Source organism: Nostoc sp. (genome assembly GCF_036917975.1).
Taxonomy (GTDB): domain Bacteria; phylum Cyanobacteriota; class Cyanobacteriia; order Cyanobacteriales; family Nostocaceae; genus Nostoc.
Genome location: NZ_JBALEJ010000085.1, coordinates 1 through 12,715, shown reverse-complemented (window position 1 = coordinate 12,715; position 12,715 = coordinate 1). Strand labels below are relative to the sequence as shown.

The 12,715-nt window shown below is 38.8% G+C and carries 10 protein-coding genes; 3 read left to right on the top strand and 7 right to left on the bottom strand.

The window, feature by feature from the left end; translation table 11 throughout:
* Positions 1-8: 8 nt before the first annotated feature.
* From V7K76_RS28505 to V7K76_RS28475, 7 genes are all read right to left on the bottom strand, one after another.
* On the bottom strand, positions 9-3,104 hold the full coding sequence (locus V7K76_RS28505; RefSeq protein ID WP_334950828.1) for a CHAT domain-containing protein: 3,096 nt from the start codon (positions 3,102-3,104) through the stop codon (positions 9-11).
* Between the two features lie 158 nt (positions 3,105-3,262).
* On the bottom strand, positions 3,263-3,769 hold the full coding sequence (locus V7K76_RS28500) for a tetratricopeptide repeat protein (protein ID WP_334950830.1): 507 nt from the start codon (positions 3,767-3,769) through the stop codon (positions 3,263-3,265).
* Between the two features lie 101 nt (positions 3,770-3,870).
* Positions 3,871-4,566 (bottom strand): hypothetical protein, encoded by a 696-nt coding sequence (locus V7K76_RS28495; protein ID WP_334950832.1) that lies wholly within the window; start codon positions 4,564-4,566, stop codon positions 3,871-3,873.
* Positions 4,559-6,997 (bottom strand): CHASE2 domain-containing protein, encoded by a 2,439-nt coding sequence (locus V7K76_RS28490; protein WP_334950834.1) that lies wholly within the window; start codon positions 6,995-6,997, stop codon positions 4,559-4,561. The genes V7K76_RS28495 and V7K76_RS28490 overlap by 8 nt, the downstream gene beginning before the upstream one ends.
* A 576-nt stretch (positions 6,998-7,573) precedes the next feature.
* Complete coding sequence (locus V7K76_RS28485) at positions 7,574-8,926, bottom strand: DUF1822 family protein (protein WP_334950836.1); 1,353 nt, start codon at positions 8,924-8,926, stop codon at positions 7,574-7,576.
* Positions 8,923-10,383 (bottom strand): hypothetical protein, encoded by a 1,461-nt coding sequence (locus V7K76_RS28480; RefSeq protein WP_335030287.1) that lies wholly within the window; start codon positions 10,381-10,383, stop codon positions 8,923-8,925. Before V7K76_RS28480 ends, V7K76_RS28485 begins: the two co-directional genes overlap by 4 nt.
* A gap of 82 nt (positions 10,384-10,465) precedes the next feature.
* Entirely contained in the window at positions 10,466-10,597 is a 132-nt protein-coding gene (locus tag V7K76_RS28475; protein ID WP_335030285.1) for a hypothetical protein, read from the bottom strand.
* Positions 10,598-10,627: 30 nt separating this feature from the next.
* Here V7K76_RS28475 and V7K76_RS28470 point away from each other — a divergent pair, with 30 nt between their 5' ends.
* The 3 genes from V7K76_RS28470 (at position 10,628) to V7K76_RS28465 (ending at position 12,068) form a co-directional block, all read left to right on the top strand.
* Positions 10,628-10,957: a helix-turn-helix domain-containing protein gene (locus V7K76_RS28470; RefSeq protein ID WP_442936177.1), complete on the top strand. Its 330-nt coding sequence runs from the start codon at positions 10,628-10,630 to the stop codon at positions 10,955-10,957.
* A 20-nt stretch (positions 10,958-10,977) separates the two neighbouring features.
* Positions 10,978-11,073, top strand: a complete 96-nt coding sequence (locus V7K76_RS34710) for a hypothetical protein (RefSeq protein ID WP_442936178.1) — start codon at positions 10,978-10,980, stop codon at positions 11,071-11,073.
* A gap of 80 nt (positions 11,074-11,153) precedes the next feature.
* On the top strand, positions 11,154-12,068 hold the full coding sequence (locus tag V7K76_RS28465) for a DMT family transporter (protein WP_334950841.1): 915 nt from the start codon (positions 11,154-11,156) through the stop codon (positions 12,066-12,068).
* Positions 12,069-12,715 lie beyond the last annotated feature (647 nt).

Genomic DNA, 12,715 nt, shown 5'->3' with positions numbered 1-12,715 from the left:
TTATTGAGTTAATCAGATTCGCCAATCAGGGTAAATGCAGCCCAGTATCGAGGATTAGAATTTTGTTTTTTTGTAGTCAGCATTGCTTGTCTTAGCGCCACAGCTTTATCAGGATTTTGCTGGAGTTTACGATAAAATTCACTCATCAATGAGGCTGTGGATTTATCATCTACAGACCATAGGGATACGATGACGCTAGGAACCCCAGCTGTAATCAAAGAACGCGATAAGCCAATGACACCATCGCCTGTAATATTCCCACCTCCGGTATTGCAAGCACTGAGAACCACGAGTTCAGCGTTGAGTTTCATGTCCAAAATTTCGCCTGATGTCAGAAAACCGTCATCTTTAGTAGAGGGAGCAAGAGCGATCGCACCCGGTACACCAAATCCTTTAAAATCATCGAGTAAGCCGTGGGTAGCAAAATGAATAATCCTTGCCTTGGTCATCTTCTGGACAATGGCTGTCTCGGTGGCTTTGCTACCTGTAATTGCTTGTGTTTTGAATAAATCTGCAATTTGAATTGCTTCAAATTCTGCACCAGGGAGAGGTATTAACTTTTCGTTAGTGATGGGAATGTTAGCTGTGGTAGGATTACCAACAACCAGCACATCTTTTGCAGACTTGTTAAAATTTTGCTTCTGCTTGCGGGTTAATTCTAAAACTTGAATTGCAGGTGCAGTCAGGATAGTATGTTTATCAATTAAGTATTTACCTTCTTCATCTTGCAGTGCGGGGAAGGGAACGAGAAACAGTGAGTTTTGGGGGATGAAGATGATACGAGCGTTAGAATCTTTTGGTAGATATTGTGCAATGGGTTTTATTAGTATTTGATAGAGTTTTTGTAATTGTTTGGTTTGATTAACTCCTGCAACTTGTTCTGGTAATATAGCGCCGCGTTCCGTCGCCCCTATAGATTGACGGCTGAGAGTAATGAGGTTTTTTAGAGAAGTATCCAAGGATTTTTTCAGATCAACTTGCTGAAAGGCAATTTCACCCGTAGGTTTGACTACCCAAATATAAAGTGCATCCTCTCCTATCGTTGAATATTGCACCAGGGTAGCGTTTTCAGCTTTGGCAATGTTTTGGATTTGTTGGAGTGTCAGGGGTTTGATATTTAATTGAGTATTTGGTTTCTCTAATTGCTTTGATGCTAATAACTCAATAAAGGCTCTAGCTTTAGCGCGATCGCTCACTTCTAGTGCAGAATTAATTTTATTCTGGGCAATTAATGCTTGTTGCAGAAAGCGGTAGGTTTCGGCTTGGTTTTCAAAGATGGAAATTTTCTGAGCATCAGTTAATCCATTCTTTCGCAAATCTTCCAAAATCTCAATTGCAGTAAATAGCGTTTTTTCAGCATTTTCATATTGTCCTAATTTATCGTAAGCTGAACCAATATTATTGAGATATGTTCCTTCCGCCGCTTTGTCCCCGACTTGTTTGACAATAGCTAAAGCTTGATGATGGAATTCCAAAGCTTTAGCATACTCTCCCTGGTTGTAATAAAGCCCACCAATATTATTAAGAGTTTTGCCTTCACCTGCTTTATCAGCGATTTGTTTAAAAATAGTTAAAGCTTGCTGATAAATGTTAAAGGCTTTTGTATATTGTCTTTGCCTTTGATAAACTTCTCCAATATTACTGAGAGATATGCCTTCGCCGGCTTTGTCACCAATTTGTTGGAGAATGGTTAAAGATTCCTGATAAAACTTCAATGCTTGATCGTACTGTCCAGAATTCTTATAAATAAAGGCAATGTTGTTCAAAGTTTTACCTTCGCCTGTTTTGCTGCCAATTGGTTGGAGAATCGCTAAAGCTTGCTGATAAACCTTCAATGCTTGAGCAGACTGTCCCAAGTTTTCATAAACAGAGCCAATGTTATTGAGGTTTTCTCCTACCAATGCTTTTTGATTGATTTGTTTGCGAATAGCTAAAGCTTGCTGATAAGCTGCCAAAGCTTTGGCATATTGTCCTTGATTGTTGTAAACAAAGCCAATATTGTTGAGAGTTGTTCCTTCACCTGCCTTATCAGCGATTTGTTTGAAAATTGTTGAAGCTTGCTGAAACAATCCTAAAGCTTTGGTATATTCTCCCAAACTGCGGTAAACATCTCCAATATTATTGAAAGTTGTTGCTTCTCCCCATTTGTAACCCATTTGTTTGAAAATACTTAAAGCCTGCTGCTGAAATTCCAACGCTTTTACATATTGGCCTTGTTTGTTGTAAACCAATCCAATAGCGTTGAGAGTTGTTGCTTCTTCCTGTTTATTGTCAAGTTGTTGGAGAATAGCTAAAGCTTGCTGATGCAATTCCAAAGCTTTGGTGTAATTTCCCTGGCTATTGTAAGTCAATCCAATATTGTTAAGGGTTGAAGCTTCCCCTGCTTTATCACTGGCTTGTTTAACAATAGCTAAAGCTTGCTGATAAGCTTCTAAAGCTTTGGCATACTCTCCCCGACTATTATAAATATTGCCAATATTGTTGAAGGTTGTTGCTTCCTCCGTTTTGTTGCCAACTTGTTTGTAAATGACTAAAGCTTGCTGATAAAATTCCAAGGCTTTGGCATACTCTCCCCAACTGGAGTAAACTGTGCCAATATTGTTCAAACTTAGCCCTTCAAATAGTTTGTCATCGATTTTTTTGCTAATGGTTAAGGCTTGCTGATAAAACTCTAAAGCTTTGGCAGACTGTCCCCAACTATTATAAATATTGCCAATATTATTAAGAGAAGCACCTTCTTCCGCCTTTTCTCCAATTTGTTTAGCTAGAGTAAAAGCTTGCTGACAAGCTGTCAAAGCTTGGGGATACTGTCCTAAATTTACATAAATTCTCCCAATAACGTTAAGAGTCATTGCTTCTATCTTTTTGTTCCCATTTGTCCTGAGAATAGGAAGTAGTTTTTGAAATGTTTGTAATGCTTCTTGTAACGCACCATTCTTATATTGTTGAATACCAATTTGCAATAATTGCAAAGCTTCAGCACTAGGCTGTTGTGTCGTTTGCGCCTGCACCACTAAGGGAGAGGAGAGTGGGAGACAAGGTGACAAGGTGACAAGGGGAAATAGGACTGTAGCAACGGTAAGGTATTTAAGGCGGTGGCGCATTGAGGAACTCTCCAGCAGACTGACTCAGTGTTGTATATTTCTCAGCTTTTAAAGGATATGCAAAAATTGAGCGGATATTTCAATAAAAACCGGATTTTACGGACAAACAATTGCAAAACCCGGTTGCTGCATAGGTCGTCAGAATTATGCAACAGAGTTTAACTCTGCTGTATCTTCTCAATTGCGTCGGTGGCTTTTTGGGCGAATTCCTGATTACCTTGTTGTTTAAACAGTGTGAATGATTTCTGTAAATCAGCGATCGCACCTTGTTTGTCTTTTAAAGCAACGTTTGTAAAACCTCGGAAATAATAAGCATAAGCAATATCAGGAGTAATTTCCAAAGCTTTGTCAAAATCTGTTTTTGCTGCTTGATAGTCTTCCAAACTAAAATTGCCTAATCCTCTACCAACGTAGGCATAAGCATTGTTAGGTTCAATCTTCAGTATTTGGTTAAAATCTTCAATGGCTCCTTGATAATCTTTCGATTCTAAGCGATCAAAACCGCGTTTCATGTATGTTTCAACATTATTCGTATTTTCAGTTTTTGAGTCATTCACTTGTGCTATTACTTGTCGATTGTTCAACAAGCTTTTAGCTTCAGCTTTGGGTGCAAAAGTCAATGTTCCAAATACTAAAATTATTGCTGCTAATTTCAAAACCTTCATTTTCGTATCTCCTAAAATGTTAAATATTGCAGAGGTTTTATTGCTGCTCACAGGTATATATCTCTGAGTGTTGAGAGGTTATGCAAAATGTGAGCTATATCCTAACGAGTTGCGGAATTATTCTCGTTTGATTTCGGTACGTCACACAAATTATCGATATTTTTGATCATCTCCTTCAATCCATCTGAAGGATTTGGCACCAAGTAAGCTTGCTGTAAGGCATCTGACCACAGATTAGAATCAGCAAAGTATTTGGCTTTAGCAAGAGCGATCGCCTCAATATCTGCTCCTTGTGCTTGCAGTTGATTTTCTAAAGTTTTCAATTCTGCTGTGATCCGATCGCGCTGTTGCGTCTCCATAATTTGAAATGGGACGAACCTCGATGAGTTGACCATCCATTCGTAACTTTGACCTGGTTGTAGTGGTTGACCTTGATAGGTAATATTCTGAGTCTGTGTTACTGGTTGATTCCATAAGTCTTGCTCACTATCTATTGGACGTACTGCTATTGTTTGCACTCGACCTTTCCAAATAAATAACGGGCGATCGCTCCAAACAATTCTGAGTTTAGCGGGAGCATCTGGGGAAACCATACAAATATTGATGGGATCACGAGAACCACCTTTGCGCGGTTCAACAGGAGGCTTTTTGCTAAATAGAATTTGGGAAATATTTGTCCAAGAAAATATTTGTTGTATTGAATTTTTCTTAGCAGGTGTTGCTTGATTAGATAGAACAGGTGCAGTACTCAAAGCTATAGTTGATAGCACCAAAGTATGTAATAGAAGTTTATTCATGACTTTTCTTTTTGAAAACAGTAGGTAAAACGTAAGACCATAATGTTATGGATGGTAAAAACCAAGGTAATAGGATTGCAGTTGCAGAAATGTAAATTTGCAAGCTAACCAGTCCATATAACCCTGTAATAATACTGGTAAATATTAACCATTGCAATGCAGAAAACTGCTTTCTTTGTCGCAGTAAATATATAGTTTTGCCCAGCAATATCGCTATGCCAATCATCCATAAATCGGGAATTGGCACAACTAATCTCTGCGTTATGAGATGATGCACTATGTAAGCATGATATTGACCGCCTGTGAATACCTTGCTTTTGTTAATGGGATTTTCTTGATTCCGCCAATATTTAATAGCAGGTGGTGATTCGGAATCTTGAAAAGTATCATCACCATCTTTAACAATCCCAGCTTCGTGATATCCTCCCGGTGCGATAATCACAATTTGCTGCTGTAAGCTTTGAGCAACAGCTTGATTTTCTAATAATTGCCAAGCCGGAATGGAATGATATACCTGATGAGGGGGAATAGAAAAGTCAATGATTGGGTGTAACCAACTTTGCTTGAGAGAATAACTTAAAGCTGTAACTAATTGCAGATGCGATCGCTCTGATCTCAAAATCGTTTGATTAGCTTTATTACCATCTTTAAAAAAATCACTAATCTGGTGAAAAAAGTCTATTTTGCTGTCTAGTTTTGGCTGTGGTGCATTGGGAATTTGTTGCAGTTGATGCCCAAGAGCTAATAAACTAGCAAAATGCCAAGGCTGCGACTGAAAATCATCATGGGGTAACAGTTGCATATACCAAGGATAATTGTCAATTTCCCCTTCTAAACTCCAATTAAGACTAGCAATCTCAGGTAGTACCCTCAGCCATACGCTATCCTCAGAAGTTGCAGAAAACACAAACAATGTTGGACTGGGTGAAGAACCTACAGCAGCTTGAATAGATTTGGCAAGAATGCGATCGCCTTGCTCTTGAGGCCGATCCAGGAGATAATCGATACCGACTACCCTAGCGTTATTAGCCGTCAGTCGGTCAACTAAACTCGCCAAATACTGACGATTCATCGGCTTAGGGTTGGATATTTTAGCTTTTCTAATGGATTCTTCGTCAATTTGCACCAAAAGCACTGGCGGTGGACTTGCAACATTTGCAACTTGATGGGTAATTTGACGATAGAAAGCCTGTACCAGTACACGTCGTTGTAATAAAAAGCTCTGCACTGGCAATAGTAAACTAATTATTAACAAAGCTGAAAGTGCGATCGCTTCTTGACGATTTGGTTTCAAACTCTTAAAAAATTGCTTGACACCAAATGGTTGGAGGCGAAATAAGTCTGCTTCTGGATGGCGAAACAAAGAGGGAATGAGATAAGCACTCGGATAAGTAAAATTCTTTTCTAATTTTAGATATTTCGATGCTGCTAATAATGATTCGTGGACATCTCTGTATTCAGCTAAAGCTTGCACAAATCGTAGAAAAAATTCCTCGGCAACACAATTATGAATTGGCTCTCGCATAACCGCGACTTGACTTAAACCCAAGTCTATGAGCTTATTAGCAATACTCAAACCTTTGCAAGAATTAAAAATAGCAACTTGTAATCCTTTGGATTTCGCAATAGTTAGTGATTCTTCTATCTCACTAATTAACAAAGTTGTATTAGGGGCTATTCCGAATTCACCCCCGGTCAGATTTGTTTCATTACTATGACCGGCGAAGAATAAAATATCCCAGCCTGCTTGTGAGGCGATGACCTGAACAATTTTGGTTTTTAATTCCGTGATACTTTCCTGGGGTTGCCAACCAATAAAAGTAATTTGAGCTAAGGATTCTAGGGAACTTACGGCTGCTTTTTCTGTTTGAAAATCTAAACCACTTTCATCTCCTAAAATTACTAAAATTTTAGCTTTCCGGGCATGGTAAGCATTGGTATTTACTGTTTGCCGTCTATTTAGGGGTGTGCGGACAATACGTATTTTACTAGAATCGAGAGCAAATTCTGTGCCAATTTCCCAGACTTCCCACGGTAATCGTGCTAATTCTAGAGGATTGCAAGTTAGAAAAATATCAATATAGGGATTATCACTGTTTTTGGTTACTTCAGCGATCTCTACCCGAATTTCATATAATTCTGCACTGCGTAACCAATGATGAAATTCATATAAAAGTTGTGCTTCTGCTTGTACTAAATGAGCGTGCCAATCAATAGATGGTGCAGCAAAACTACCGATTTCCTCTACACTTCCTCGCAGTGATGTGTTATAAAAACGTAGATAAACTTGCTGCCATTCTTGGTACAGCACCGTCAGATTTTCAGGATAGGTAAGTGTGACACCAATATTCTGCCCCACACCCCAAGATAATTCAAATGAGCAAAATTTATCAAACTGTTGAACTTTTAGAAAAAAGGTAGAAGCAGTCATAGTTAAAGAAGTCGGAAGTCGGAAGTCGGAAGTCGGAAGTACAGTTTTGTAACGGGGATTTAGAAAGAGCCACAAAACCTGCCGGTTATACAACCGGGGGACTTAAACCCACCGAACTAGTTAAAAATTAACCGCCGATAGGCACTGATAATATCCATTTCAAACATATACACAAACTTTTTTCCTCTGCGGTTTACAAAGCAGATAATTAAGCCTTGATTTTCGGCATTGATTATATCTAACCAGTAAATTTGCTTTCTTAGTGTGAAGTTTGGATGATTTTAATTAGGTTTTTAACAATTTAGTAATGCTCCTCAGAATTTGCCCCCTTACGGAGAAGTAAGTCAGCTTTTGATGATGAAAATGTAACTACTGTTCAACTCAACACCAAACAATAAGTTAAAAATTAATACTGGCGCTGTGGCACTCGGTGCGCCGCTACCTTGTACCTTACTCAAACCAGAAGCGGTATAATTTAGGATAAGCGTATTTTGTTTTGTCAAGTGTAATTTAGATGTGCTTACCCTACTATGATTACCATTGCCAAAAATGTAATCAGATAATCTAAAGCGATGCCTACGCCTGGCGTAGCTTACGCACTGGATAAAATGCAAATGGAGGTAAGGTCAACTCCATACCATCCATTAAACTCATACTCACCAGAAATTTCTCATCCCAGCCACCAACCACACGAGTAAACAAATAAGAATCTCCCTGTTCTTGATTTGTCCCCTGTTCTAATAAAATGCTGGTTTGATCACTCACTCGCATTTTTAAATGTGAAGGTAAAGCATCATGTGAAGCTGTACCTAAGACTAACAATAATGTCCATAAATGGGTGTCTGATTCAGATAATATATGCCAAGTGACAGCATATAGCCTTAAAGGAATTCCTGCTAATAGGAAATCATGATAAGCACCCCGCGACTGGGAGGGAATTTCTACACCTCTATGCTGAAGTTGGGTGATAATTGCCTGAAATTCTTGTGTAGGACTTCGCATTCTGATTGCAGGTGTCAAACTAGGTAACAGCACCCATGATAATTCCCGTCCTAATTCATCTAATTCATCCCACAACCAGCGTCCGACATTCACGGCTGGCTGTGTCAATAATTTGAGTAAATCTTTTAAGTTGGTTTTGGGTGTATTGTGTGTTTGCTGCAAATTATAAACCCAATTGAGTAATTCTGGATTAGTCAAAACAGCACTTCCTTGTTCCCAAGTCAATACTTCCCAAAGCTCACATTCAGGTGATTGTAACTGCGGTAATAATGTAACTAATTCACCTTCCATTGTCGATAACATCTGAGTGCGTTTGCTATTGATATTTGGTAAAGTTATTGCTTCAGATTTTAAACAACGCAAATATAACAACAAGCGATCAGGTTCATCTTCAAACCAACTCAAAGGTATTTGATAAGTCCAGTCTGACTCAGACTGTAAGTTCGCTCTTACCTGATTTTCTATTAATTTTTGATAGGAGATAAATCCAGAAATCACGGCAGATTCTTGTTCTTCTAAAACTTCTACCAATACATAAAAATGAGGAACATATTCTGGTAAATCTACGACTACTTTAGTTAGAGTCACTTCTAAGTCAGTGAGGCTACCAGTGGGAATCAGACAGAGTTTAAATTCACCAACTTGCAAATTGACAACGGCTGCGATCGCATTCGCAAGTGGTGGCTGCAAAACTGTACATTGTTCCCGATTAATGGTTAGAGAATCGGCGCGTTCTTCTAGCCATTGTTCAAAAGCAAATAGTGCTAAAGCATGAATATAAGTTTGCCACTGCCGAGATGTGCTGGGAATTTGCTGACTGAGTTCTACTGCCTGATTGATTTGGTTAGATGAGAGAGTAATGGCGGCTGTTGGTAAAGATTCAAAATCTAGCCGCATCTGCGGAGCATTTTTAGATAATTTATTCATATTTCCTCATTAAGCGAATCGAGATAACGGCAGAGTCTTTCACTAAACAGACCATTTTCTATTGTGTTTATTTTTGCTGTTTGAGATTGATTTCCTGCTTCTTTTATAACCTGAGTAATTTGTTCGTCAAGAGCAAGTTTAATTTGCTGTTCTAGAGTTATCAGCCTGTCTGGATGAGAGTAGTTTTTTGCTAAATCCAAAACGCGATCGCATAACAATAATAAAAGCTCTTGTCTAACATCAGCACGAAATTCTTTGAGTTTTAGCAAACGAGTTACTGCATCTTGGGCGCGTAATCCCACGCTGTCAGCAATTTCTGTCATGCGTAAATTTTGACAGTGAAATAACTTGAGTGCTTGCAAAAACTTTTTGGCTTTTTCACCCTTTTTCCGTTGTAATCTATTTACCCGTGATTGAGTCACCATAGCCAATGCTTGTTCTAAACAAAAAAGAAATTGGGGGCGATATAATTGCAAAAACTCTGTTTGTTCATCTTCATTATCTAATGCTTTGGTAGTGTCAGTATACTCATCACCAGTAATATTATCTAGAGATTTTGTCGGTAAAAACCCACCCCGGACATGAATCCGGTATTCTCTTAGTTGAGTCGCGAGTTTTTGCAGTTGTGTCATCACAGTCTCACTCTTGAGAGTTTGACTAGTTTGACTTTGGAGAAGAGTGGCGATTTGTTGTAGTTGTTGAGTTGTCGGTGTAGTACATTTTCCCCCAATCGAGAGCGATCGCTGTTGCAGACGCGCTGTCCGATAAACAGCATGGTAGCTTTCTAAAAGCTGTTGCGCTTGTTGAATTTCTGGAGGTGTCAAAGCGTAAAATTCTCTGAAAATGCGCTCTAGCTGTTGAGGTCGAGTATCATTGAGAATTGCCCAGTCACTCACCATGTAAACTCCACACTCCAGCAAAAATTGATTGAGTGCAGCATCGTGTTTGACTTTGGTAGTTGTCCAGGTTGTGAGACTGCTTTGTTGTGGGTTAAAACTCTGCAAAATCTTTTGAGAAAGAGATTGATAAGTGCCATTCGGTTGTAGTCTGCCATCATCATCTAGGACGTAAGGCAGCAAATCAGCACAACTGAAACCGTGAACACTCCCAAAGTTGGCTGCCAATTGTGAGCAAACTTGCTCAATCTGCCAAGATATAAAACATAGTAGACAACGTTGTGCTAACAAACATCTATCAGCAGGTGCATCCCGCGATAGTTGCAGCAGTTGGAGTTGAATTTCTGCATCTGGGACATGATGACTATCTGTATTATGTGGGATGCCGTTCCCCCCACCGGAGGCGATCGCTGGGAACACATCTACAAAAAACGCCTTAGCTGGACTTATTTCCTGAACCTGTCGCCGTCCTGCCCCATCAATTTTCACTAGTTGCCAATATCGTGATGCCACACCCATAAGTATTTGAACTAAACCATCAACAGCAGTATCGCCTGACATTGATTCTTAACTCCAGAGTCACTTACCTTATGCAGTTTTAGCTTGTATGGCAAAAACTCATTGAGGACAAAAACTTAGGATCTTAAGTCACTTTGCGTGCCTTGGCAGATGAGACGAGATTGAGTAAACCATAATTTTTGCATCCCTGACTGAGTACCTGGAGATACATAAAAACAGAAGCAGTAAAAAATTCCCTATCAATAACTTGCTTCATCGCCATTACTTACAAGCAATTAACGCAACTATGCCGCAATCAAACGATCCATTTCTTTGTCTCAATTGCACGTCAGTTAAACAAAAAGCTATTTTAACACCTTTTCAGCGTCAATTTTTACTCAGGCATCTCACACCGGATTTACGTCCAGAGTACCGTTGTCGGATTGAAATTATGCTCATGGTAGATGCAGGACAATCTCAAGCACAAATTTGTCAGACACTTGAATGTTCTCAAGACACAGCACGTTATTGGATAGCTATGGCACGGGCTGGGAAAGCACATCTCTGGAATGAACCTCCTATCGGTAGACCAAAAACAATAAATGAGCAATATCTTACAACTAAGAAAAGCCTCTAGATTGTGCTTTATTAGATGATATTAAGCTCAGACATAGTGTCTCACCTATTAGCCCATTTTCAAGTGAAAAAGAAGGATACCGGGATACTTTAGTGATTACCTTTACCGAGTTATAAACTAGCATACATCGCTGTTATATTTATATAATATAACAGCGTATTTAGACAATTTATTCAGTATTTAGGATATTCAGAATATGAAAATCTCATTAGTAAAACCTTCACCTATAAAAATTACTTTGGCTCTTTTGATAGGAGTTATAGGAATTTCTATTGCTGCTATTTTTGTTAGACTTTCAACTAAAAAAACAGGATTAGATGGAATTGGGTTTCACATTTTTTTATCAGCTTCTCGATTAATAATATCTTCTTTATTGATGTTTCCATTATGGAAAGGTTTATCTCAATTAAAACCTCAACTAGGAGCTTTTAGTTATGCTGTAATTGCTGGTATATATTTGGCCATTCACTATGTCACTTGGTTTTTATCTCTTTCTTACACATCGATAGCAGCTTCCGCAACTATAGTCACTACTAACCCTATATGGGTTGTGTTACTCTCTTGGATATTTTTTAAAGAAAAGCCATCACGTCTGACACTATTAGGCATATCATTAGCACTTTTTGGTGGATTATTGATTGGTTATGATGGAGCTATAACAGCAAATAATATTGCTAAAAATCCACTTTTAGGAAATTTTCTTGCCTTGATTGGCTCATGGGTGTATAGCATCTATTTCTTAGCAGGTAGAGAAGCACAAAGTAAGGGATTGAGTACTGGAATTTATGCAGTAACTGCCTATGGCTCCGCAGCATTCATTTTACTGCCTTTACCCTATTTTTTTGATAGTGGTTATACAGGTTATCCTGCAATTGTTTATCTATATATTTTTTTGATGGCTGTATTATCGCAGATTATTGGTCAAACATGTTTAAATTGGTCGCTCCGATGGATTTCGCCAATTATCGTGACATTAGCTGTAATGTTTGAACCAGTTTTTTCAAGCATATTCGCCTACATAATTTTTGGAGAGATACCTAGTTTTCTCTTATTAATTGGTGCAGGAATTTTGCTTTTAGGGGTAGGAACCGCAGCAGTTCATTCAAAGTAAATTTTCTATGTATCAGGAATTTTAAGCCTGGGCTTGGGGTGTGTACACGGAGCATGAATCCCATACATAATCTGCATTCGAGCATCATATGCCACATTTCTCTTCTGCTTCTCTTGTTGCTTTTATTCCCTCTCCTAGCGCCCTCTATGGTACACAAAGAAATTTGGCATTCCATTTTTCGGAATTTACGTAGATCTACAATGTGAACATTGCATAGTAGATAACCTCAATTCATCTGCTCTTTTATGCAACGCCTTATTTGGAAGCAACTGTCCGATTATGGCGGCTATAAAAGGACACTCACCATGACCTACTCAGATTTCTTTTTGAAGCGATAAGCCATTCCGGCATGGCAACTCTACCAGACGCTGGGCGATCGCTTACCGCTTTCATACAACGAGTTAATTGTTGCACTGTTGCATTCTATATTTGTTGGATTATACTAAAGACGGGTTGCAGCTTTAGTTTTAAAATCGCCAAGAGTATTGATATACAAAGATTTTTGCCTGGGCAAAAGTCTAGCAATCATCCGTTTTTAGTATATCTATCTTAATGTTCCAAGTCTTGGGCATAGTTTGTTTTAGTTAAATTCCTCTTAGGCTTCTGGAGTCAGGGATGGGGAAATTGGGCGATGCTCAATTTCCTTG